Origin of the sequence: Actinoplanes sp. NPDC049118 (genome assembly GCF_040648555.1) — a bacterium.
GTDB lineage: Bacteria > Actinomycetota > Actinomycetes > Mycobacteriales > Micromonosporaceae > Actinoplanes.
In genome coordinates this window covers 179,513-202,162 of sequence record NZ_JBEZDY010000009.1, presented here as the reverse complement: position 1 = coordinate 202,162, position 22,650 = coordinate 179,513, and the positions used below count along the sequence as shown (strand labels likewise).

Sequence of the window (22,650 nt, the reverse complement as noted above, 5' to 3'; positions counted from 1 at the left end):
GCCGTCGCCGTCGCCGTCGCCGTCGCCGTCGCTGTGGTGTCCTTGCGCCGGTACATGGTGGTGGCTGAGCGCGGCGTGGGATCGCCGCGCGGTGGCCTTCATGGGCTACTGGAAGAAGGGCCGCGCCCGACCCAACTAGCCACCTTCACACTCACCCTTCCCCAATTTCCGCTGCTGTCGTGGATATTGGCCGGTGAGGGCGCCCATGCGCTTGTCGCAGCGCCCGTGCGAAGTGACCGCCGCCGCTGCCGTCACCGCCGCTGCTGCTGCCGCCGCCGCCGCTGCTGCCGCCGCTGCCGCCGCTGCCGCGGTCGCCGCCGCTGCTGCCGCCGCTGCCGCCTCGGCGCGGGCAACCGGCAGGTGCCGGCATCTACGAGCGCGGTCACCCGTGTCGTCGAGCGGGCTAACGCCGGCCTTGGGCACGTGGGTGTCCCGGAAGGGCGATGCTCCGGCCGGGGGTGTCCCGGCCGGAGCCTCGGTGGTGCGGGCCCGTCGTGGAGCGGCGGGCGGTGGTGGTGGGTCAGTCCTTCAGGGTGCGGACGAACACGTCCCGCGCCAGGTTCGCGTCGCCGGGGACCAGGTTGGACGCCGTCGACTCGAAGGCGACGCGGCGGCCGAAGGTGCTGATCGACGGGTTGGCGCTGGGGCCGTCGCTCTGCTCGCCGGCGGTGGAGACGCTGGCCCGGGTGGTGGTGCCGGAGACCAGGTCGCGCACGAACACGTCCTCCGCGCGGTTGGTGTCGCCGTCGACCAGGTTGCGCGCCCACGACAGGAACGCGACGTAGCGGCCGTCCGAGCTGATCACCGGGCGGTTGCTGGCGAGGTTGCCCTGTGCGCCCGTGCCGGAGACGCTGATCCGGGTGGTGGTGCCGGCGGCCAGGTCGCGGAGGAACACGTCCTCCCGGCTGTTGGTGTCGCCCTCGACCAGGTCCGGCGCCCACGAGGAGAACACCACGTAGCGGCCGTCCGCGCTCATCGAGGCGTGCACGCTGTGCAGGGTGCCCCGCGGGCCGACCCGGTGGACGCTGACCAGGGTGGTGGTGCCGGTGGCCAGGTCACGCAGGTACACGTCCGCCGTCAGGCTCGAGCCGCTCTGCGGCGTCAGCGCCTCGAACGGGACGTAGCGGCCGCCGACCACGGGCGATAGTCCGCCGTCGATGTCCTCGTAGGAGTCGCCGGAGGTGACGGTCGCCCGCCGGCCGTCGGCGGTCACGTTCACCCGGACCGTGGTGCCCGCGGTCAGGTCGCGGACGAACACGTTCTCCCGGTCGCCGCCGTCGCCGTCGTCGGCGAGGGGCAGGATCGACTGGAACGTCACGTGACGACCGTCGGCGCTGATCTTGGACAGCTTCGAGCTGTCGTCGGCGCCCTGCGCGCCGGACTGCGCGAGGCTGACCCGGGTGGTGGTCCCGGCAATCAGGTCGCGCACGAACACGTCACGCTTGCCGTTGGTGTCGCCGTCGACCAGGTTGGCGGCGTCCGACGCGAAGCTGACGTAACGGCCGTCGTCGCTGATGGACGGCGCGTAGCTGCGGCCGTCGGCCTGCGTCCCGGCGCCGGACACGCTGACCCGGGTCGTCGTGCGGGCGACCAGGTCGCGCACGAACACGTCCTCGGCCTGGTTGGTGTCGCCCGCGACGAGATTCCCCGCCTTCGAGGTGAACGCGATGTGGCGGCCGTCGGCACTCATCGCCGAGGCGGTCGCGCCGCCGGGCTGGGTGCCGTTGTGTGAAACGTTGACGCGGGCGGTGCTGCCGTTCTCCGCGGCGAAAGCGGTCGTCGTCAGGCACGCCATCGCGACCCCTGCCGAGAGCACACCCGCGGCGGAGGCGATCGTACGTGGCCTCATGGAGATTCTCCTTCAGATCAGGTGGGCGTCGCAGGACACGCGGGCGCCGCAAGCTCGGTCAGCACGCTAGTGACCGACCTTTCGGTGATCTGTGGGTCGTCTCCGGCGCTGCGGGCGCGGCCCGCCGCTCAGTGCGCCGCGGCCGCCGCGGGCTCGACGGCCTCGACGGGAAGACGCCACGGGCGCACGACCAGCAGCAGCACCACGTTCGCCGCGAGCATGCCGCCGGCGATCACCAGCGCCATGCCGATCGCGCCGGTGCCGAGGACGCCGACCAGCGGGGCCGCCAGCGCGCCGACGCCGAACTGGACCGCGCCGAGCAGGGCCGCCGCGGTGCCGGCCGCCTCGCCGTGCCGCGAGAGCGCGAGCGCCGGGGCGTTCGGCAGCGCCAGGCCGGCCGAGGCGAGCACCGCCCAGAGCGGCACGAGCACCCCCGGCAGGCCGCCGAAGCCGGTGGCGGCGAAGAGCAGCAGGACCAGGCCCGCGACGGCGCCGCCCGCGAGCGCGGAGATCAGCACCTGGGACGGCGACCAGCGGCGCAGCAGCCGCACGTTGAGCTGGGTGGCCGTGATCAGGCCGACCGCGCCGGCGCCGAACACGAAGCCGAACTGCTGCTCGGTCAGGCCGTACTGCTCCTGGAAGACGAACGACGAGCCCGAGACGTAGGCGAACAGGGCGGCCATCGCGAGCCCGGCCACCAGGATCAGTCCGAGATAGGTCCGGTCGGTGAAGAGCCGGCCGTAGTCGCGGATCGTGCCGACCACGCCGCCGTTGCGTCGTCGCTCGGCGGGCAGGGTGTCGGGCAGCCCCAGCGCGGTCACCGTGAGGATCGCGATGCCGAAGAGCGCCAGCACCACGAAGACGCCGCGCCAGGACGTCCAGTTCAGCGTGATGCCGCCGAGCGTCGGCGCGAGGATCGGCGCGGCGCCCATGACGAGCATGAGGCGGGACAGGAGCTTCGCGGCGGCGAGCCCGGTGAACAGGTCGCGGACGACGGCCATCGCGACGACCGCGGCCGCGGCGGCGCCCAGGCCCTGCAGGACCCGCAGCGTGCCGAGGACGGCGAGGTTCGGCGCGATGACGCAGAGGATCGACGCCGCGATGTGCACGGCGACGCCGGCGAGCAGCGGCGCCCGGCGGCCGACGGCGTCGGAGACCGGGCCGATCAGCAGCTGGCCCAGCGCGAGACCGGCCAGGGTGCCGGTGAGGGTGAGCTGGACCGCGGCGGCGGTGGTGTGCAGGTCGTCCGTGATCGTCGGCAGGGACGGCAGATACATGTCGATGGTGAGCGGGCCGAGGGCGATGAGGAAGCCGAGCACCAGCACGAGCCGCAGCCGCTCGCGGGGGGACATGAGCTCCCCGGGCGTCGGCGCCGCTCGTGCCTCGGTGCGTTCGGGCGCCTGCGTCATGGTGGGTCCCATCCGTCGTCCGGGTCGGTCGCGATACAGCGTCCGACACGGGTACGACAAGTTCCGGGCCGCGGGCGGAATTCCCCGAAAAGCAATTTGGTGCCGCCCGTCACACCTATCGGAATCGCGATATCGCGGTCCGGCAAAAGCCCGGCACGTCGCACCGAATTGTGGAAATCCGGTTGACGTGCCGGGTCTGGTGCAGGCTGTTACTTGGGTCAGAAAGGCGTCATCACGATCCCGGCCCGGCGCGGGTCGCCGGAGTGCACGAGCGACTCCTGGTTCTGCACGTCGTCGAAGGCGAAGCCGTACGCCTTACCGTCGGCCATCTGCTCGTGGATGATCCGCGAGTAGTGGTTGGTCAGCCCGCCGCGGTAGAAGTCGGCGGCCTTGCCGGCCGGCTGGGTGTCCAGCCTGCCGAGCGTGGTGCGGTGCATCGAGGCGCAGAGCGTACGGGCGATCGGCCCGACGACCTGGTCGTTCGGCGCGCCGAGCGCCCCGTCGCAGCCCCAGACGTTGGCGGTGCTGGGCTTGGTGAACGAGGCCACGGTCCGGCCCGCGGCGTCGGTGAAGTTCATGACGTTGCCGGAGGTCCTGCCGAAGAACCTGGTGTTCGGCCGGTCGCCGAACGGGACGACGGTCAGCGTCTTGCTCTTGTACGCGTTCCACGCCGAGTTGATGAACGGGTCCAGGTAGGTCGCGCTGAACCGGCCGCCGTCCGCGGCCTTTCCGGGCGCGAGCACCCGCAGTACGGTCCCGTCCGAGCGGGTCTGCACCGTGCGGGCGTAGCCCGGCTGCGCCTTGATCGCTTCGATGACCCGCTTGCGCCCGCCGGCCCGCAGCTCGCCGGTCCTGCTCGTGACGCCGTCGCCGCCGAGCACCGAGACGACGTGCGGCACGGCGAACATGTCGACCTGCGAGCTGTTCAGGAACAGGCCGGAGCCGTCGAGGGTGAACTCGCTCCAGTCGAACAGGGTGTTGCGGTTCGGGTCCGAGTCGGACCACGGCGCGGGCTGCACCAGGCCGCCGTTGGCGAGCCGGAAGTCCAGCTTGCGGCCGAACGACATGTAGATGCGGCCGGAGAGGTTCTTCGGCAGCTTGAGGGTGGTGGCGGCGCCGTTGGCCGGGCCGGGTATCGAGACGTCGGGAGCCCGCGTCGGCACGGCCCCGCCGCCGGTCCAGGCGGTGAAGCGGCCGCCGGAGTCGACGTGGCCGAGCTTGCCGGTCGTCAGGTTGACGCCGAGGACGTACAGGTGGACGGCGTCCGAGCGGCCGGTTCTGTTGGTGACGGTGAGCGGCAGCAGGCTGCCGGCCGGCGGCACGGGCTGCTTCCCGGCCGGCGGCGTGGTGCGCGCGGTGGCCGGCGGCGTGGTGGTCGCCCGGGTGGCCGGCGCGGTCCGCGGCGGGGTGGCGGGCCGGGTCCCGGCCGGCGCCGCGAGGGGCGCCGCGGAGGTCGGCGCGGTCGGCCCGGCGCCGCAGGGGCGGCCGTTGAGCCGGCAGTTCACCGGCGTGCCGCCGGAGCCGACCAGACCGAACCTGACCTTGCCGTCGGCCGGCACGGCGCCGTTCCACGGGCGGTTGGTGAAGGTACGGTGCCCGCCGTCGGCGACCATGCCGGCGTCCCAGAAGCTGCCGATCGTGGCGCCCGCCGGCAGGTCGAACTCGACCTTCCAGGACTTCATCGCGGCGGGGCCGCCGTTGCTGATGGTTACCTCGCCCTGCCAGCCGGAGCCCCAGTCGGACGTCACGGTGAAGGCCGCGGTGTTCGCGGCCGCCGACGCCGGCAGGGCGATCCAGGCTGTCCCCGCGGCCGCCGTCACGGCGGCAACGGAGAGGAGGAGCGTTCGCTTGCGGCGCATGGGTGGTGGCCTCCTGGGGCTGCTCGAGAGTCGCAGACCCAATTATTAGGACTCCTAACTGCATGCCGGAATAGTTCGGGGCGATCATTAAGGTTCCGCTAATGGAATTGGCGGTCCCGCCGATCGCGGACGGCGCGATCGGCGGGCGATAACAGTTTTTCGGTTATGCGCGTCGCCACTTCTGGTTCAGCGTGCCGGCGCAGTCCCAGATCTGGATCCGCGCGCCGTCGTTGCCGTTCCAGTCCTTGATGTCGAGGCACTTGTTCGCCTGCGGGTTGACGAGGTCGCCCGCGGCCGAGAGCACGAACTGCTGCGCCGGGTTGCCGTTGCAGCCGACGATCTGTATCACCGTGCCGTTGGTGGTCGAGCCCCACGGGACGTCCATGCACTTGTTGTTCGACGTCTGCAGCGTGCCGTTCACGAAGGTCCACTTCTGCGCGCCCGTGCCGTTGCAGCCCCACATCTGCAGCAGCACGCCGTCGGAGAAGTTCGAGTTCGGCACGTCGATGCACTTGTTGTTCCAGTTGCTGACGAGCGAACTCGCGCCGCCGCCACCGCCGCTGGTGGTCAGGGAGAGGCCGTAGACGCCGAGGATCTCGTTGACGGGCTGGAACCACATCGTGCCGCCGGACGTGCAGTTGCCCGTGCCGCCCGAGGTGACGCCCTGCGCCTGGTTGCCGGAGATCCAGGAGCCGCCGGAGTCGCCCGGCTCGGCGCACGCGTTGCTGCGGCTGAGGCCGGAGACCGCGCCCTGCGAGTAGACGATGGTCTCGTTGCGTCCCAGGATCGTGCCGCAGCGCCAACCGGTGGTCCGGCCGGAGCGGCAGACCGAGCTGCCGACGGCGGCGTCCTGCGAGCCGGCCACGACCACGTTGCCGCCCGAGTAGTTGTTCACCCACGGCTGGGGTGTCCAGTTGCCGTTCGTCCGGATCCACGAGTAGTCGTTGCCGGGAAACGAAGAGCCGGCGAAGGTGCCCTGGGACACGTTGTTGTAGCCGAGCGTCGGGCTGTTGACGCCGCCGCAGTGTCCGGCGCTGACGAAGCCGCCCGCGACGGCGAAGCCAACCGAGCAGAGCGTGTTGCCGTTGATCACGTACTGGTCGCCGCCGCGGATGTCGTACATCGGCCGGGGCGCCTCGGGCGCGGTGACGACGGAGACCGTGCCCGCGCCGCTGTCCCGGGCGAACCTGTGCGCGGCGGCGGTGCCGCCGGGCCGCGCCATGACGACGAGCCGGTTGGCGGCGACGTCCACGTACCAGCCGCGGACCGCGGTGCCCGACGCCTCGGCGGCGTTGCGGTCCAGCCGCAGGCGGGCGGCCGCGAGGTCGGCGGCGCCGCGCGCGACGATCTTGACGTCGGCGCCCTCCGCGCGTACGGCGGCGGCGGAATTCGCGTCGGTGACCGCGACGGTGAGCCGCGCGGCGCCGGCCGGGATCCAGGCGCCGGCGAAGGCCGTGCCGAGCCGGGCGCGCAGCCGCTTCTCCACGACCGGCGCCGCCGCCTCGGTGGCGAGGCGGGCCGCGATCTGGTCGTCGGTGAGCTTCAGGTCGCGCCGCATCGCGGCGACCATGCCGGGTGCCATGTCGAAACGGGAGACCGCGGGGGTTCCGGTGGGTGAGGGCGGCTCCGCGGCAAAACCTGTTAACGGGAAGAGGCCGACGGTGGTCACCGCGACGGCGGCGACGCCGAGCAGCTTGACGGGACGTGACATGGGGATCCTTCCGCTGACCAGGGGGACTTCTGGGGGAAGGAGAGCGCTCTCTAGATCGGAGTGTGTCGATATTTAGTAATTCTGTCAAGAAACTTCAATGATTATTGTCCACCGATGTCAGGTCGCATCCCGGCGTCGGATCGTCGCGGAACGTGCTAGCTTGAAGGGGTTGTCGTTCCGATTTCTCATATTTGCCAGAGCCTGGTGGGTATCCGAACCCCCCAGGCTTTTGTCGTATGAGTCCGGTTTCCTGATCTCTACGGGCGGCGACGGAGTTCGCGAGGTGTGAACTCCTAGTGGTTGCGAAAGGGCTTGACATGGCTGTCGGCACAGTGAAGTGGTTCAACGCGGACAAGGGCTTCGGCTTCATCACCCAGGACGGTGGTGCTCCGGACGTCTTCGCCCACTTCTCCGCCATCGCCTCTGACGGATACCGCACTCTCGAAGAGAACCAGCGGGTTGAGTTCGACATCGAGCAGGGCCAGAAGGGCCTGCAGGCGGCGAACATCCGTCCCATCTGACGTACGTCACGAGGGCCGTGCCTCCCGCGTTGAAGCGGAAGGCGCGGCCCTCGGTCGTTTCCCTTCTACGGAAAAGAGTGGTGTGAAGACGTTCTCCGGAGCCCCCTACGCGGTCGCGACCCACAGCGCCCTGCAGCGACGACTGCTGCGTAACGCCTCATTCCCCGCAAGGGCGCCGCAGCAGGACGCCCTGAAGATGACCTCCGTGCCGATGGTGCCGGAGGTGCACCTGTTCCTCGCCGAGGACGCCGTGCTGCTCTGGGCCCGGCTCGAGGCCGAGGCGGGCACGCCGCTGCCGGCCCCGTACTGGGCGACGGCCTGGCCGGGCGGGCAGGCTCTCGCCCGCTACGTCCTGGACAACCCGGAGATCGTCGCGGGCCGCCGCGTGCTGGACCTCGCGTCCGGCTCCGGGCTCGTCGCCATCGCGGCCGCGCAGGCCGGCGCCGCCGAGGTGACCGCCAACGACGTCGACGGCTACGCCATCGCCGCGATCCAGGCGAACGCGAACGCCAACGGCGAGCAGATCGCGACCGTCGCGGACGACCTCACCGACGGCGACGGCTCGGACGCCGAGGTGATCCTCGCCGGCGACTGCCTCTACAACGCCGACGTCGCGGCCAAGATGCTGCCCTTCATCGGCCGTGCCATGAGCCGCGGAGCGACGGTGCTGCTGGGCGATCCCGGTCGCGGATACGCGCCGCCCGGGCTGCTGCGCACCCTGACGACGTACCAGGCCACGGCCCTGGGCGCGCAGGAGGACGGCCAGCGGGACCAGGCCAGTGTGCTGACCCCGGTGGCGGTCGCGCTCACGAGCTGACGACCGCTCGCCGGATCCCGGTCGGACGTGCAAGGCTGAACGCTGACGCGTGCGACCGGGGCGTTCGCTGGATGATCGTGGGGTGTCATTCGTGGGCATGATCAAAGTGGTCGGGCTGGTCCTGCATCCCAGACGGGACTGCGGGTCCGCCATCAGCGCCATCGTCCGGTGGGCGACCGCGCGCGACGTGACCGTGCTCGGGCTGCACGACGAGATCAACCGGATCGACTGCGACGCCGTCGCGGTCTCCGCCGAGGAGATGGTCGAACGCGCCGGGCTGCTGGTCAGCCTCGGCGGCGACGGCACCATGCTGCGCACCATGCGCCTGGTCGAGGGCCGCAAGACGCCCGTGCTCGGTGTCAACGTCGGCCGGCTCGGCTTCCTCGCCGAGGTCGACCTGCCCGACCTGCCGGGCGCGCTCTCGTCGATCGACGAGCACCGGTTCACCATCGAGTCCCGCACGGCGGTGCGGACCGTGCTGCCCGGCGGCGACGAGGTCTCGGCGTTCAACGACATCGCCCTGGTCCGGGTACCCGGACACGGCCTCGCGCACGTCGGCATCAACGTCGAGGGCAGCAACTTCGTCCGGTACGCGGCCGACGCCGTGATCGTGGCCACGCCGACGGGCTCGACCGCGTACAGCTTCTCGGCCGGCGGCCCGATCGTGTCGCCCAACGTCGAGGGCCTGCTGGTCGGTGCCGCGGCCGCGCACTCGTCGTTCAACCGCTCGCTGATGCTCTCGCCGGACGAGCAGCTCGAACTCGACGTGCGCCCGACCAGCGGCCGGCTCGCGGTCGAGGTCGACGGCATCATCCACGGCTACGCCGAGGCCGGCGACAAGCTGGCCATCGTGCCCGTGCCCGCGGCCGCACAGGTCATCCGCTTCGGACGGACCTCGTTCTACGAGCGCGCCCGCCGCAAGCTCCGGGTCGAGGGCAGCGCCCAGGTCGGCGGCGGGGAGCTGGCGGACGCCACGGTCGTCGACAGCTTCGAGCAGTCGCGATACGAGGTCCTGCTCGGCGGTGAACTCGCAGGGGTTCTGCACTACCGGCGCCACGACGGCGAGGTCGAGCTGGCGCACACCGAGATCGACCAGGCCTTCCAGGGCCAGGGCCTGGCCGGCCGCCTCGCCTCCGCGGCCCTCGCCGACGCGCGCGGCCGGGCCACCCCGGTGGTCGTGACCTGCCCCTTCGTCGCCGGCTACCTGAAACGACACCCCGAGTACGACGACCTGCTCGCCAAGGGAGTGACCCGAGCATGACCGATCTCTGTGGGCACCTTGACCTGGTCGGTGACGTGGAGCCGTCCGGCGACGGATGCGTCGAATGCCTGGCCGGCGGCGGCCGCTGGGTGCACCTGCGCGTCTGCATGACGTGCGGCCACGTCGGCTGCTGCGACTCGTCACCCGGCCGGCACGCCACCGCGCACTTCCACGCCGTAGCCCACCCGATCGTGCAGTCCTACGAGCCGGGCGAGGTTTGGTGGTGGTGCTACCTGGACAACGTGGCCTTCGAGGTCGCCGACGCCCGATCCTTCACGCATCCGTAAGGACTTCCGCATGGGCCATCCCGCCATCCTGACCGTCGACGACGACCCGTCGGTGTCCCGGGCCATCGCCCGCGACCTGCGGCGGCGCTACGGGGAGGCGTACCGGATCATCCGGGCCGCGTCGGCCGCGGAGGCGCTCGAGGCGCTGCGGGAGATCAAGCTGCGCGGCGGCCGGGTCGCCGTCCTGCTGGCCGACTACCGGATGCCGCAGATGAACGGCATCGAGTTCCTGGAGCAGGCGATGGACCTGTTCCCGAACGCCCGCCGCGCCCTGCTGACCGCGTACGCGGACACCGACGCGGCGATACAGGCCATCAACGTGGTCGACGTCGACCACTACCTGCTCAAGCCCTGGGACCCGCCGGAGGAGAAGCTTTACCCGGTCATCGACGCGCTGCTGGAGTCCTGGCAGGCCATCGGCGACCGGGAGGTCGAGGACATCCGCGTCGTCGGGCACCGGTGGAGCGAGCCGTCGTACCAGATCCGGGACTTCCTGGCGCGCAACCTGGTCCCGTACCGGTGGCTGGCCGCCGACGACCCCGAGGGGCGCCGCCTGCTGGACGCCGCCGGGGTCGGCCCGGAGTCGATCCCGCTGGTGGTCACCGCGGACGGCCGGGCGATGGCGCAGCCGAGCACGTCGGAGGTCGCCGAGGCGGCCGGGCTGTCGACGGCGCCGGAACGCGACTTCTACGACCTGATCATCGTGGGCGGCGGCCCGGCCGGGCTCGGCGCGGCCGTGTACGGCGCCTCCGAGGGTCTCCGGACGCTGCTGGTGGAGCGCCAGGCCGTCGGCGGGCAGGCGGGGCAGAGCTCCCGGATCGAGAACTACCTGGGCTTCCCGGACGGCATCTCCGGCGCGCAGCTGACCGACCGGGCGCGGCGGCAGGCCGGCAAGTTCTCTGCCGAGGTGCTCAACACCCGCGAGGTGGTGGGGCTGCACACGGACGGCTCCGCCCGGACGCTGCGCTTCACCGACGGCGGCGAGGTCTCGGCGCACTCGATCGTGCTTGCCACCGGCGTCGCGTACCGGCCGCTGGTCGCCGACGGCGTCGCCGAGCTGACCGGCGCGGGTGTCTACTACGGCTCGGCCGCCACCGAGGGCCCGGCCTGCGCGGGCAGCGACGTCTACATCGTCGGCGGCGCGAACTCCGCCGGTCAGGCCGCGCTCTTCTTCGCCCGGTACGCCCGCAGCGTGAACCTCCTGGTGCGCGGCGACTCCCTCGAGGCGAGCATGTCGTACTACCTCATCCAGCAGCTCAACAAGATCGACAACGTGCACGTGCGTACCCGGTGCGAGGTCGTCGGGGCGCAGGGCGGCGGCCACCTGCAGGCGATCACGATCTGCGACAGCAAGAACAACACGGTGACCAGCGTCGAGTGTGGGTACCTGTTCGTCTTCATCGGCGCCGAGCCGCGCACCGACTGGCTCGGCGACGCGGTGGCCCGCGACGAGAAGGGCTTCCTGTACACCGGCCCGGATCTGCTCGTGGATGGTGCCCGGCCGGCGGGATGGGATCGGGACCGGGATCCGTTCTATCTGGAGTGCAGCGTTCCCGGCATCTTCGCCGCCGGCGACGTCCGGGCCAACTCGGTCAAGCGGGTGGCCTCGGCGGTCGGCGAGGGCGCGATGGCCGTCACGCTGGTCCACCGCTACCTGGAGGGGCAGTAATGACCGAGGCCGACATCGGTACCGCTGAGGTGGCCGAGCTCGAACCGTGCGAACCCGGCCGCCTCACCGTCGACGAACTGCGCACCCTGTTCCTGTTCGAGAAGCTGACCGACGACCAGCTGACCTGGATCGCCGCGCACGGCTGCACGCAGCACGTCGAGGCCGGGCAGCTGGTGATCCAGGAGGGTGAGCCGGCCGAGAGGTTCTTCGTCCTGCTCAGCGGCACCATCGCGCTCACCCGCCGGGTCGGCCAGGACGACGTGCAGACCACGCGCACGGAGCAGCGCGGCGTGTACATGGGCGCGACCCAGGCGTACCTGCGCGACGAGGGCGTGCAGCGCAGGTACATGGCGTCGATGCGCGCGCTCGACGACTGCGACTTCTTCGTGCTCAGCGCCGAGGACTTCGGCTGGCTGATGCGCGAGTGGTTCCCGATGGCGTTGCACCTGCTCGAGGGTCTGACCCTCGGCATGCGCAACACCCAGGCGGCGATCGGTGAACGGCAGCGGCTGGTGGCGCTCGGCGCGCTCTCCGCGGGCCTCATGCACGAGCTCAACAACCCCGCGGCCGCCGCGTCGCGTGCCACCGGGGCGCTGCGCCAGCGGGTCGCCGGCATGCGGCACAAGCTGGGCATGCTCGCCGCGGGCAAGGTCGCGCCCGAGCGCCTCGACGCGCTGGTCGAGCTGCAGGAGGACGTCATCGAGCGGGCCGCCAAGGCGCCGACGCTTACCGCCCTGCAGGCCTCCGACCGCGAGGACGAGCTCGGCGACTGGATGGAGCGGCACGACGTCACGGGCGGCTGGGACCTCGCCCCGGTCTTCGCGCAGGGCGGTCTCGACATCGAGTGCCTCGAACTGATCAAGGCCAAGGTGGTCGAGCCGGGCCTGCTCGACCAGGCCATCCACTGGATCGGATACGCGCTCGAGACCGAGCAGCTGATGAGCGACATCGAGGAGGCCACCGGGCGCGTCTCGTCGCTGGTCGCCTCGGCGAAGCAGTACTCGCAGCTGGACCGCGCCGCGCACCAGTGGATCGACGTGCACACGGGGCTGGACAGCACCCTGGTGATGCTCGCCCACAAGCTCGGTACGGGCGTCAAGGTGGTCAAGGAGTATGACCGCGACCTGCCGCAGGTTCCGGCCCACCCGGCCGAGCTAAACCAGGTCTGGACCAACATCGTCGACAACGCGGTGCAGGCCATGAACGGCGCCGGCACGCTGACCATCAGGACCTACCGGCAGGACGACCACGTCATCGTCTCGATCGGCGACACCGGTCCCGGCGTACCCGAGGAGCTGCGCAAGCGGGTCTTCGAGCCGTTCTTCACCACGAAGGCGGTCGGCGAGGGCACGGGGCTGGGCCTCGACATCTCGTACCGGATCGTGGTCAACGGCCACGGCGGCGACATCGTCCTGCACTCCCGGCCGGGCGACACCCGGTTCCTGGTCAGCCTCCCGATCGCGGAGCCGGCCTCCCGCTGACCTCCGCCCACACCCGCGGGCGGGGCGGAGATCAGCGGTCGGGACCGGTCAGTCTCCGTCCGTCAGCAGCAGGCCACGCACGTAGGCGGCCTGGCCCGCATGCTGCGTGTCGTCGTCCAGGACGCTTACCAGGCGCACGCCCAGGGTGACCGGCGGATCCCAGGACCGGTCCACGACGCGGTCCAGGTCGCCGGCCGACAGCCCGGCGAGGTAGCCGAGGGTGCGCTCGTGCACCGCCTGGTAGTAGTCCACCAGCACGCCCGCGCTCTCCGGGCGCACGGCCCGGACCTGCTCGGACGTGTGCCCGTAGCCGTTGTCGTCCGGGTCCGGCTTCAGGCCGAAGCGGTGGGCCCAGTCGCCGGCCGTGTACACCTGCTCGTCGCCGGTCAGCTCGGCGAGGTGCCCGTCCTGGATCCGGGTGAGGTGCCACACCAGCCAGCCGACCGTGTTCCCCTCGCCGGCCGGCGGGGTGCGCAGCTGCTCCGCGTTCAGGCCCTCGACCGCGGCCCGCACCAGTTCGGGCAGGCGGCCGAAGGCCTCGGCGAGCAATTCGTTGACGTTCACGGTGACGCGCTCCTTCGCTCGGCTTCGGGTCTACTCCGCCGGCTCGGGCCGGTCCAGGCCCTGCTCCTGCTCCTGGTTCGGCTGCTGTTCCGGCGTGTCGGCCGGCGTGGTCTGCTCCGGGGTCCCGGCGGTGGGCCCGGTGGTCGGGTCCGCGGTCGGTTCCGTCGTCGCGTCCGGCGTCGGCTCCGTGGCCGGCGCCTCACCGGCCGGCCCGGTCGGCGTCGGGTCGACGGCCGGTGCCTGGGAACCGTCCGGCGACGGCGTCACCGCCGGCTTCTTGGAGTCGCGGCCGAAGATGCTGCCGACCGAGGTGGTCGACGACGACGTGGTGCCGACGGTCGACGCCACTGACCTGCCCGTCATCAGTTCGAACATCGTAAGCGAGCCCATGGCCAGCACGAACAACGCCGCCGCGGCCGCGGCCACGTGTCTCCAGCGGATGTTCCCGCGCGGCGGCACGGTGTGTGACGGGCTCTCCTGCTTCGTGGCGGCGGCGACCGGGGGCGTGCCGACGGCGGCCGGCACCTTCACGAACGTCGGTGCGATCGCGCCGAGACGCTTTGCGCCCCTGTTCAGTGACCTCTGGTAAATCTCCGTCCCTAGGGAGCCGACGACACTGGCGACGGCCGCACCGGCCAGCGTGCCGGCGACTCCGAGAAAGGAGCCGATGACCGCCGCGGTGACCGCCGCGAGCGTGCCCGCGATGACCTTGGAAATCTCGATGCCGGACCAGAAACGGTCCGTTGCGTGCTCGCTCATGTCCTCCTCACATGCCACGTCAGAGACCGGGCGAAGTCTCAACCTTTACCGATACGTTCCCGGCTAAACCAGCCCCGCTCCGCGAGCACCTCGCGCAGCGGCCGGATGATCACGCCGTGATCGGCGGCCATCCGGGCCCTGGCCAGCCTGCGGGTGCGCAGAATGCCGATCAGGCCGATGGCGCCGATCACGTACTGCACCGACATGGCGAACTTGAAGTCCACAATGTCGTAATCGGCCCGCCCGCCCGTGCGGGCGTCCAGGATCAGACCGACGAGCAGTATCGACACCAGCGACGCGACGAAGCCGCCGACGTTCACGATGCCGGTGGCCGTGCCCAGCCTGCTCGGCGGGTTGAACGTCCGGGCGAACTCGAATCCGATCATCGATCCCGGGCCGCCCAGGCCCAGCGCCAGCACGAGCAGCACCAGCACCGGCAGCGGCGCCCGCCCCGGCCACGCGATGATCAGCCCCCAGCCGAAGGCGTTCGCGCCGATCACCCCGAGCACCAGCCACGAGCGGCGCAGCGGATGCCGCTGCACCAGCACGCCGACCACGGGCCCCGCGGCCATGCCGGTCAGGACGAACAGGGTGAGCAGCGCGCTCGCCTCGCCCCGCGACAGGCCCTCGCCCGCGAGCAGGAACGGATATCCCCAGATGAGCGCGAAGACCGTGCCCGGAAACTGGGTGGTGAAGTGCGACCACAACCCGAGCCGGGTGCCCGGATGCCGCCAGGCGCCGACCAGGTCGTGGCCGAGCTGACCAACGCTGATCGCCTCGCCCGAGTTGACCCTCCGGTCCGGGGTGTCGTGCAGCGCCACCAGCGCGACGATCGCGACGAAGACCCCGGCGGCCGACGCCGAGACGAACGCGCTGGTCCAGCCCGGCCCGGCCAGCAGCGCGGCCAACGGTACGGCGCTGAGCACCTGCCCCAGCTGCCCGACGAGGCCGGTGAGCTGGGTGACGACCGGCACCCGCCGGGACGGGAACCACTGCGGCACCAGGCGCAGCACGCTGATGAACGTCATCGCGTCGCCGGCACCCACCAGAACCCGGGCGAGGACCGCCCCGGTGACACCGTCGGAGAACGCCATGAGCGCCTGACCCGCCGCCATGACGAGGCCCCCGGTGACGACGAGCCGCATCGAACCGAACCGGTCCAGCAGCAGCCCGACGGGCACCTGGAGGCCGGCGTAGACCAGCAGCTGCAGGACGGCGAACGACGCGAGCGCCCCGGCGCCGATGTCGAACCGGGCCTGCGCGTCGAGCCCGGCCACCCCGAGCGACGTGCGGTGCAGCACCGCGAACACGTAGGCCGACAGCCCCACGGCCCACACTGCCCAGGCCCGGGCACTGCCTTGCATGAAACGTCTCCGTCCACTCGCGTTGGTTCCCAGCCAACTCCTGAGGCGGGGCCACCGACAACGACCGGGGTCACAAGGACGACGTGCGACCCGTCACCGTGGGGGTCCGTCCGCGGGCCGGCCGCGGTGCGGCGGAGGCTTCGGCGGGCCGCCGTTGGTGACGAGTGAGCCGTGCGATGGCTACGGCAGGTGATCGCCGGGGCGCGGCAGGTGAATAGTTCATTCGCCATATGCCGGTCGGCGGGTTGTGACGGTTAGTTTGCCTCCTGGCGTCGGCCCCGTTCGCCATCAGCTGCTGTGCGAAGGAGACAAGATGCGACGTCCACGCAGCGCGGCGATCATTGCGCTCACGTCCGCCCTGCTGTCGACGGGGGTGTTCGTGCCCCCGGCCATCGCCGCCAGCCCACGCAACGTGGTGTTCATCAGCGCGAAGGCGCACATCAAGGACGACGAACGCCGGCGCGACGACATCGGTGACCACACGACAGAGCGGAAACTGCGGCTGCCGGACGACAACTTTTTTCTGTGGCGGCCCTGCCAGGGCGGCGAAGTGGTCGCCTACACGGAATTGGTGGCCAATCCGCTCTACGACGGCTGGATACGAGTCCGATGGGCGGTCCAGCTAAGGGAAGGCACTTCGTGCCACAGTCTCGATGTCGAACGGCACCTGGTACAGATATTCGACGTGAAGCCGGGTGCCGAGGTGAAGCGGTCGCTGCGGGTAGAGACTGCAGAGCGGCGCAGCGACGACTACGCACTCGTCGAAATCACCGTGCGTAACGAGCTCGTGAACGCGCGCTGACCGAACGCCATGACGCCGCCCGGCCATCAGGCCGGACGGCGTGCCATCAGCTCAGCAGGGCGGGGGCGGGTCGGAGGTGGGCGGTCAGCCAGGCGACCGTCTCGTGCAGATACTTCGCCCGCGACGACCTGTGCTGGAGTTCGTGGCCCTCGCCCGGGAACAGCAGGTAGCGGTGTGGCACCCCGAGCTCCGTCAGGGCCGCCACCACCTGTTCCGCCTCGATCACCGGGACGTTGCTGTCGTTCTCGCCGTGCACGAGCATCAGCGGCGTCCGCAGCCGGTCGATGCGGGTGATCGGGGAGAGGTCGCGCAGCAGGTCGGCGTCGGCCACTGGGTCGCCGTACTTCGAGACCGCGGCCGCGGCGATCCACGGCTCGGTGTGCTCGTAGAACGTCGCGAAGTTCGACATGCCGCACACGTCGATGCCGACCGCGAACATCGACGGGTACGTGGTCAGCGCCGCCAGGGTCAGATAGCCGCCGTACGAGCGGCCCATGCAGCCGACGCGGGCCGGGTCGGCGATGCGTGCGGAGACCAGATAGGAGACGCAGGATGCCACGTCGGCGATCGCCGCGTAGCGCAGGGCGCCGTTGTCCGCGTTGACGAAGCTGCGGCCGAAGCCCGACGAGCCCCGGACGTTGGCCGCGAAGACCGCGATGCCCCGGTCCACCAGGGACTGGAACAGCGCGCCGTGCCCCGGGCGTTCCTGCGCCTCCGGGCCGCCGTGCAGCCACACCACCGCCGGGTGCGGGCCCGCGCCGGCCGGTTCGAAGAGCCAGCCGCTGATCTCGAGGCCGTCGTGCGAACCGAAGCGGTGCAGGCTCGGGTGCACCGCCTCCGGTGCCGCCTCCTCGACCGAGACCGGGTGCAGGGCGCCGTCGTACGTCCATACGCCGTGCGGTTGTCCCGGCCCTTCGGCGGTGAACGCGCACGTGCTGCCGTCGAAGCACCAGGACACGCCCCCCGCGACGCTGCCGGGCAGGTCGATCCGCCTCGGGCCGTCCGCCGTCAACACGGTCAGCTCGGACTCGCCGCCGCGGACGTTCCACAGCACCGCGATCGACGTGCCGTCCGCGGTGAGCGCGAAGGATTCCACCTCGGCGGTCTCCGACTCGGCCAGCACCTCGGCCGTCCCGCCGGTCACCCGGATCAGCACCGGCAGCTCGCCGGCGTCGCTGCGGGCGTACACGGAGCCGTCCGGGCCGAAGCAGGCCTGCTCGCCGCTGGTCACGTACTCGTCGGCGCCGGTGGCGAGGTCGCGGACGGCCACGTACCTGCCGCCGCGCGGGCCGTGGCGCAGCAGCGCCCGTCCGCGGTCCGCGGTGACGTCGAGGAGCGAGATCAGCTCGCCGGTGGCGACGGTCTGCCGGGTGCCGTGTTCGGCGTCCACCAGCAGGGCGGTCGTCAGGTTCTCCGTCACGGCCAGCAGCGGCCGGCCCGGCAGCCAGCGGGCGTTCTCCGCGCTGTCCGCGCCGAAGCCCGCCACCTGGTGCAGCGCCGAGCCGTCCGGGCGGACCAGCCACACCTCGGTGCGGGGCGCGCCGCCGGGGGCGAGCACGCAGGCGAGCCAGCCGCCGCCGGTGGACCAGTGCACCGAGACGACGGGGTGCTCGCCCGTGTCGACCAGGAAGGTCAGCTCGCTGCCGACCGGCTGCACCCACACCTTGGGCGAACCGCTGCGGTCGGAGACGTACGCCGCGTGCCGGCCGTCCGGCGAGAGCGCCGCCGACCAGCTGCCCGACACTTCCGAGGGGAGGGAACCCGGGCGTGAGTTCGTCCACCCCTCGGGCAGCACGGTGACGTCGACACGGTTGAGCTGACCGGTCATACGGGTCCTCCTTCGTCCGCTAGATCCCCTTGTCCTGCAGCCACATCTCGAGCAGCGCGAGCTGCCACAACCGGTTCGCACCGAGGGCCGTACGAGCAGTGTTCGGGTCGGCCAGCAGCGCGTCAACGTACTCCGGCCGGAACAGCCCGCGCGCCCGGGCCGCCGGCGCGTGCAGCGCGTCCCGCACCATTTCCAGCATCGGTCCTTCGAGATGCCGAATCCCGGGAACCGGGAAGTATCCCTTGGTGCGGTCGATCACCTCGTCGGGCACGACCCCGCGGGCCGCGTCCTTGAGGACGCCCTTGCCGCCCTGCGCGAGTTTGAGCTCGGGCGGGCAGGCCGCCGCCAGCTCCACCAGCTCGTGGTCGAGGAACGGTACGCGTGCCTCGAGCCCCCACGCCATCGTCATGTTGTCGACCCGCTTGACGGGGTCGTCGACGAGCATGACCTGCGAGTCCAGCCGCAGCGCCGCGTCGACGGCGGTGGTCGCGCCCGGCCGGGCGAAGCTCGCCGCGACGAACTCGCGGCTGACGTCGGCGTCGAGCAGCCACTCCGGCGCGAGCTGGCGGGCCAGTTCGGCGTGCGGGCTGTCGAAGAACTCCTTCGCGTACGCGTCGACGGCCCGGTCCCGCGGCACGTCCCGCAGCGGCGGGTACCAGCTGTAGCCGGCCAGGATCTCGTCCGCGCCCTGGCCCGACTGCACGACCTTGACCTGCCGCGACACGTCCTCGCTGAGCAGGTTGAAGGCGATGCAGTCGTGGCTGACCATCGGCTCGCTCATCGCTGCGACGGTGCGCGACACCGCCGGCAGGAAGCGGTCCCGGCCGATCCGGATCTGATGGTGGTCCGTGTCGAACTGCTTGGCGATGAGGTCCGAGTACGCGAACTCGTCGCCGCTCTCCCCGGCCGCCGACTCGAAGCCGATGCTGAACGTGGTCAGGCCGCGCTGACCCTGCTCGGCGAGCAGGGCCACGATGTAGCTGGAGTCCAGCCCGCCGGAGAGCAGCACCCCGACCGGCACGTCGGCGACCATCCGCCGCTCGACGGCGGTGCGCAGCGCATCGTGTACGGCCTCGGCCCACTCGGCCCGCGACCTGGTTCCGGTGCGGGTGTGCGAGGCCTCCCAGTACACGTGCGAGGTCGACGTGCCGTCGGACTTGATGATCCGGACGGTGGCCGGCGGCAGCTTGCGGACGCCGGCGACAAGCGTGCGCGGCGCCGGGACCACCGAGTGGAACGTCATGTAGTGCTGCAGCGCCACCTTGTCGATCGAGGTGTCGACGTCGCCGGCCGCGAGCAGCGCGGGCAGGGTGGACGCGAAGCGCAGCCGGCCGGGGGTCTCGGCCAGGTACATCGGCTTGATGCCGAGCCGGTCCCGGGCCAGCATCACCGTGCCGGTGGCGTGCTCGGCGACGGCGAACGCGAACATGCCCAGCAGGCGCCGCACGCACCCGGCGCCCCAGCGGTGGTACGCCTTGAGGATCACCTCGGTGTCGGAGGTGGAGGAGAACCGGTAGCCGTGGCCGCGCAGCTCCTCGCGCAGCTGCCGGTAGTTGTAGATGCAGCCGTTGAAGACCAGGGTCAGGCCGAGCTCTTCGTCGGTCATCGGCTGGGCGCCGGAGTCGGACAGGTCGATGATCTTGAGTCGGCGGTGGCCGAAGGCGATCGGGCCGCGCTGCCAGAGGCCCTCGCCGTCGGGTCCGCGGGACTCCAGGCAGGGCAGCATCCGCCGGACGGCGTCGCCGTCCGCCGCCCGGGCGTCGTACCGCAGTTCGCCGCCGATTCCACACATGGCCTGAACCTCCTTGGGGGGTGTTTCAATCTCGTGTCCGGGCCGTAAAGGACTCAGCCGAGCAGCCAGGTGTCCTTCGAGCCGCCGCCTCGGGACGAGTTGACGATCATGCTGTCGACCGGCGCGACCCGGGTCAGGGCGGCGGGCGCCACCACCGACGTGCTGCCGGTGAAGACGAACGCGCGCAGGTCGACGTGGCGCGGCGCCAGCTCGTGTCCGTCGAACACCGGGTGGGTGGAGAGGGAGACGACCTCCTGCGCCACCCAGCGGTGCGGCGCCGTGTTGATCTGCCGGCGCACCGCCGCCAGGTCCTCTCCGGACGCGTGCGGGCCGATCACGATCCGGTCGCCGCCGTACCCGTCGACCGGCTTGCAGACCAGCTCCTCCAGCCGGCCGAGGACCTCGGCCTTCTGCTCCGGTATGCCGCACAGGTACGTCGGCACGTCCGCCAGCAGCGGCTTCTCGCCGAGGTAGTACCCGATCAGCCGGGGCACGTACGCGTACACGGCCTTGTCGTCGCCGATGCCGTTGCCGAGCGCGTTGGCCAGCACGATCGTGTCGGCGTGCAGGGCCGCGACCAGGCTCGGGCCGAGCGGCATCCCGTCGGCGCCCGGCGAGTGCACCAGGCTGTCCTCGCCCATCCGCAGGTAGATCACGTCGACGGCGTACCGGCGCCCGTTGCGTACGCGCTGCACGCGGCCGTCGTCGACCAGCAGGTCGGTGCTGCGCACCAGCGGGACGCCCATCTCCTCGGCGAGCAGCCGGTGCTCGAACCAGGCCGAGTCGTCGGGACCCTGGCTGAGCACGACCACGGCCGGGTCGTCGCCCGCCGCCGGCCCGGCCGCCTCGGTCAGCGCGCGCAGCAGCAGCCGCGGCGTCTCCTCGATGCCGCGCAGCCCGTCGGGGCGGGGCAGCTCCGGCAGCACGCTCTCGGTGAGGCGCCGGTTCTGCATCGCGTATCCGATGCCGGACGGCACCCGCAGGTTGTCCTCCAGCACGTACCAGCCGCCGTCGCCGTCGCGGACCAGGTCGACGCCGGCCACCTGCGCGCGCACGCCGGGCCGGTCGACCAGGGCGCCGCTGGGCCGCAGCTCGGGCGAGCCGTCGATGACCCAGCCGGGCACCACGCCGTCGCGGACCACGGCCCGCTCGCCGTAGACGTCGTTGACGAACGCGTCCAGCGCCCGGACCCGCTGGATCAGCCCGGCCTGCAGCTCCCGCCAGTCGGCGGCCGGCACGATGCGCGGCACCAGGTCGAACGGGAACAGCCGGGTCGCCGCCTCGCCGGCCACGCTGAACGTGATCCCGCGGGCGCGCTGCTCGTCGTCGCGGGCGTCCTCGCGGCGGCGCAGCCCGGCGGGGCCGAGCGCGCTGAGGACGTTCACGATCCCCTGGTACGCCGGCAGCACGTCGCCGCCCGGGAACGCCTCGTCGCCGCTCGCGGCGTACGGGGTGAGCCCGGCCGGTACCGTCTGGCCGCCCGGGCCGATGCCGGTGGCGCCGCCCCGGGTGTCGGCGACCAGCAGGTCGACGACGTCGGTGATGCGCCCGCGGCGGCCCATGGCCCGGCGCTGCCGGGCCGCCGAGCTGCCCCGGCTGAGCGTCTGCACGGAGAGGTCGAAGACCTGTTCCCAGTCGCCGAGCTCCTCGAGCTGGGGGCGCAGGTCGCCGACGAGGCGCTCGACGGCAACCGCGGCGGGCACGGGCACCGGCGAGCGGGGCAGGTCGAGCAGGTCGCCCTCGAGCCCGGAGCGGGCGGCACGCCACATGGCGGCCCGGTGCAGCGGCGGCCGGGTCGGTGCCATCGGCAGGCCGGCGCGGTACTCCTGGCGGGCGCGCAGCACGAGGCCGCGGAACAGGCCGGCGAGCAGCACCACGGTGTCGGCGTCGGGGCTGGAGTCGGTGACCCGCAGCTCGACGGTCGGCACGTGCGCGGACGGCCGCACATCGAAGTAGACCATCTTGGGATCGGTGATGGTTCCGGACGCGATCAGGTCCGCGACCAGCGCGTCGTGGTCCTCGGCGGAGGTCACGGGGCCGCTGTCGCCGGCCGTCGGCCAGCGCAGCCAGACCAGCGAGCGCACGCTGGCGTAGCCGCTGTCCTCGCCCATCCAGTACGGCGAGCTCGCCGAGATCCCGAGCAGCACCGGCAGCGCCGGGGCGACCCGCTGTGCGATCGACACGGCCTCGTCCCGGTCGGGGATGCCGACGTGCACCTGGGCTCCGCAGATGAGCTGTTCGCGGGCGAGCATCTGGTACTCGTCCACCATCCGGCGGTACCGCGAGGTCGGCGTGACCGGCAGCGAGTCCAGGTCGACGACCGGGACCGTGCCCGCGGCGACCAGGCCGAGCCCGAGCGAGTCGGCGACCCCGATGGCCCGCCGGCGCAGCGTCACGATCCCGTCGCGCAGGTCGTCGAGCGTGGTCGCGACCTCGGTGTTGGTCTCCACCACCGAGCGGTGCAGCTCGGCGGAGTAGTTCGCCGCGTCGAGCCGGTCGAGCACCTCCGGTGCCCTGGGCACGAGCTCCCGGGTCCGGAGGTCGACGACGTGCAGCTCCTCCTCGACACCGAGTGTCAGGCCGGTGCCGATGGTGCCGTTCGTCTCCTCCGTTCCGTCGTCCTCCGAGACCTTGAGTGACTCCGTCATGCCTAGACCGCCTATGTCCTCGTCCGTCG

17 protein-coding genes are annotated in these 22,650 nt (G+C 71.7%); 7 read left to right on the top strand and 10 right to left on the bottom strand.

The features are described from left to right. Nucleotides 1–520 precede the first annotated feature (520 nt). The 4 genes from AB0B58_RS16420 to AB0B58_RS16405 form a co-directional block, all read right to left on the bottom strand. Complete coding sequence (locus AB0B58_RS16420) at nt 521–1,849, bottom strand: hypothetical protein (RefSeq protein ID WP_360224006.1); 1,329 nt, start codon at nt 1,847–1,849, stop codon at nt 521–523. 128 nt (nt 1,850–1,977) lie between these two features. Then, on the bottom strand, nt 1,978–3,258 hold the full coding sequence (locus tag AB0B58_RS16415) for a multidrug effflux MFS transporter (RefSeq protein ID WP_360224004.1): 1,281 nt from the start codon (nt 3,256–3,258) through the stop codon (nt 1,978–1,980). A gap of 218 nt (nt 3,259–3,476) precedes the next feature. Continuing rightward, nucleotides 3,477–5,117: a beta-1,3-glucanase family protein gene (locus tag AB0B58_RS16410; RefSeq protein WP_360224002.1), complete on the bottom strand. Its 1,641-nt coding sequence runs from the start codon at nt 5,115–5,117 to the stop codon at nt 3,477–3,479. Nucleotides 5,118–5,280: 163 nt separating this feature from the next. Further along, entirely contained in the window at nt 5,281–6,828 is a 1,548-nt protein-coding gene (locus AB0B58_RS16405) for a ricin-type beta-trefoil lectin domain protein (RefSeq protein ID WP_360224000.1), read from the bottom strand. 317 nt (nt 6,829–7,145) lie between these two features. Between AB0B58_RS16405 and AB0B58_RS16400 the strand changes: the two genes are divergently transcribed. The 6 genes from AB0B58_RS16400 to AB0B58_RS16375 all read left to right on the top strand — a co-directional run bounded on the left by AB0B58_RS16400 (nt 7,146) and on the right by AB0B58_RS16375 (nt 12,864). Next, complete coding sequence (locus tag AB0B58_RS16400; protein ID WP_023561244.1) at nt 7,146–7,349, top strand: cold-shock protein; 204 nt, start codon at nt 7,146–7,148, stop codon at nt 7,347–7,349. Nucleotides 7,350–7,431: 82 nt separating this feature from the next. Next, complete coding sequence (locus tag AB0B58_RS16395; protein ID WP_360223998.1) at nt 7,432–8,166, top strand: 50S ribosomal protein L11 methyltransferase; 735 nt, start codon at nt 7,432–7,434, stop codon at nt 8,164–8,166. Between the two features lie 97 nt (nt 8,167–8,263). Continuing rightward, nucleotides 8,264–9,427 carry an NAD(+)/NADH kinase gene (locus tag AB0B58_RS16390; RefSeq protein WP_360224235.1) on the top strand — a complete coding sequence of 388 codons (1,164 nt, stop codon included), beginning with the start codon at nt 8,264–8,266 and terminating at the stop codon, nt 9,425–9,427. After that, nucleotides 9,424–9,714 carry a UBP-type zinc finger domain-containing protein gene (locus tag AB0B58_RS16385; protein ID WP_360223996.1) on the top strand — a complete coding sequence of 97 codons (291 nt, stop codon included), beginning with the start codon at nt 9,424–9,426 and terminating at the stop codon, nt 9,712–9,714. Before AB0B58_RS16390 ends, AB0B58_RS16385 begins: the two co-directional genes overlap by 4 nt. 10 nt (nt 9,715–9,724) lie before the next feature. Continuing rightward, nucleotides 9,725–11,383, top strand: a complete 1,659-nt coding sequence (locus tag AB0B58_RS16380; RefSeq protein WP_360223994.1) for an FAD-dependent oxidoreductase — start codon at nt 9,725–9,727, stop codon at nt 11,381–11,383. Then, nucleotides 11,383–12,864 carry an ATP-binding protein gene (locus AB0B58_RS16375; RefSeq protein ID WP_360223992.1) on the top strand — a complete coding sequence of 494 codons (1,482 nt, stop codon included), beginning with the start codon at nt 11,383–11,385 and terminating at the stop codon, nt 12,862–12,864. The genes AB0B58_RS16380 and AB0B58_RS16375 overlap by 1 nt, the downstream gene beginning before the upstream one ends. A gap of 48 nt (nt 12,865–12,912) precedes the next feature. On the opposite strand, the gene AB0B58_RS16370 is transcribed toward AB0B58_RS16375, so the two are convergent. The 3 genes from AB0B58_RS16370 to AB0B58_RS16360 are packed head-to-tail and all read right to left on the bottom strand — an operon-like array spanning nt 12,913 to nt 15,551. Continuing rightward, complete coding sequence (locus AB0B58_RS16370; RefSeq protein ID WP_360223990.1) at nt 12,913–13,428, bottom strand: DUF664 domain-containing protein; 516 nt, start codon at nt 13,426–13,428, stop codon at nt 12,913–12,915. 30 nt (nt 13,429–13,458) lie between these two features. Next, the gene (locus AB0B58_RS16365) at nt 13,459–14,187 is read right to left on the bottom strand and encodes a hypothetical protein (RefSeq protein ID WP_360223988.1); all 729 of its coding nucleotides are present in this window, start codon (nt 14,185–14,187) and stop codon (nt 13,459–13,461) included. 38 nt (nt 14,188–14,225) lie between these two features. After that, complete coding sequence (locus tag AB0B58_RS16360) at nt 14,226–15,551, bottom strand: MFS transporter (protein WP_360223986.1); 1,326 nt, start codon at nt 15,549–15,551, stop codon at nt 14,226–14,228. A gap of 313 nt (nt 15,552–15,864) precedes the next feature. Between AB0B58_RS16360 and AB0B58_RS16355 the strand changes: the two genes are divergently transcribed. Next, nucleotides 15,865–16,353: a hypothetical protein gene (locus tag AB0B58_RS16355; protein ID WP_360223984.1), complete on the top strand. Its 489-nt coding sequence runs from the start codon at nt 15,865–15,867 to the stop codon at nt 16,351–16,353. Nucleotides 16,354–16,399: 46 nt separating this feature from the next. Here AB0B58_RS16355 and AB0B58_RS16350 read toward each other — a convergent pair whose 3' ends face one another. From AB0B58_RS16350 to AB0B58_RS16340, 3 genes are read right to left on the bottom strand one after another with little or no spacing between them, the layout of a single operon-like run. After that, the gene (locus tag AB0B58_RS16350; RefSeq protein WP_360223982.1) at nt 16,400–18,181 is read right to left on the bottom strand and encodes a S9 family peptidase; all 1,782 of its coding nucleotides are present in this window, start codon (nt 18,179–18,181) and stop codon (nt 16,400–16,402) included. 19 nt (nt 18,182–18,200) lie between these two features. Next, nucleotides 18,201–19,973 carry an N-acetylglutaminylglutamine amidotransferase gene (locus AB0B58_RS16345; RefSeq protein ID WP_360223980.1) on the bottom strand — a complete coding sequence of 591 codons (1,773 nt, stop codon included), beginning with the start codon at nt 19,971–19,973 and terminating at the stop codon, nt 18,201–18,203. Nucleotides 19,974–20,026: 53 nt separating this feature from the next. Further along, nucleotides 20,027–22,621, bottom strand: a complete 2,595-nt coding sequence (locus AB0B58_RS16340; RefSeq protein WP_360223978.1) for a carboxylate--amine ligase/circularly permuted type 2 ATP-grasp protein — start codon at nt 22,619–22,621, stop codon at nt 20,027–20,029. Nucleotides 22,622–22,650: the final 29 nt, after the last annotated feature.

Bases quoted from the DNA above. Each gene is read 5' to 3' on its own strand.
- AB0B58_RS16420 (WP_360224006.1), bottom strand. From the start codon at position 1,849: ATGAGGCCACGTACGATCGCCTCCGCCGCGGGTGTGCTCTCGGCAGGG.
- AB0B58_RS16415 (WP_360224004.1), bottom strand. From the start codon at position 3,258: ATGACGCAGGCGCCCGAACGCACCGAGGCACGAGCGGCGCCGACGCCC.
- AB0B58_RS16410 (WP_360224002.1), bottom strand. From the start codon at position 5,117: ATGCGCCGCAAGCGAACGCTCCTCCTCTCCGTTGCCGCCGTGACGGCG.
- AB0B58_RS16405 (WP_360224000.1), bottom strand. From the start codon at position 6,828: ATGTCACGTCCCGTCAAGCTGCTCGGCGTCGCCGCCGTCGCGGTGACC.
- AB0B58_RS16400 (WP_023561244.1), top strand. From the start codon at position 7,146: ATGGCTGTCGGCACAGTGAAGTGGTTCAACGCGGACAAGGGCTTCGGC.
- AB0B58_RS16390 (WP_360224235.1), top strand. From the start codon at position 8,264: ATGATCAAAGTGGTCGGGCTGGTCCTGCATCCCAGACGGGACTGCGGG.
- AB0B58_RS16385 (WP_360223996.1), top strand. From the start codon at position 9,424: ATGACCGATCTCTGTGGGCACCTTGACCTGGTCGGTGACGTGGAGCCG.
- AB0B58_RS16380 (WP_360223994.1), top strand. From the start codon at position 9,725: ATGGGCCATCCCGCCATCCTGACCGTCGACGACGACCCGTCGGTGTCC.
- AB0B58_RS16375 (WP_360223992.1), top strand. From the start codon at position 11,383: ATGACCGAGGCCGACATCGGTACCGCTGAGGTGGCCGAGCTCGAACCG.
- AB0B58_RS16365 (WP_360223988.1), bottom strand. From the start codon at position 14,187: ATGAGCGAGCACGCAACGGACCGTTTCTGGTCCGGCATCGAGATTTCC.
- AB0B58_RS16360 (WP_360223986.1), bottom strand. From the start codon at position 15,551: ATGCAAGGCAGTGCCCGGGCCTGGGCAGTGTGGGCCGTGGGGCTGTCG.
- AB0B58_RS16355 (WP_360223984.1), top strand. From the start codon at position 15,865: ATGCGACGTCCACGCAGCGCGGCGATCATTGCGCTCACGTCCGCCCTG.
- AB0B58_RS16350 (WP_360223982.1), bottom strand. From the start codon at position 18,181: ATGACCGGTCAGCTCAACCGTGTCGACGTCACCGTGCTGCCCGAGGGG.
- AB0B58_RS16345 (WP_360223980.1), bottom strand. From the start codon at position 19,973: ATGTGTGGAATCGGCGGCGAACTGCGGTACGACGCCCGGGCGGCGGAC.
- AB0B58_RS16340 (WP_360223978.1), bottom strand. From the start codon at position 22,621: ATGACGGAGTCACTCAAGGTCTCGGAGGACGACGGAACGGAGGAGACG.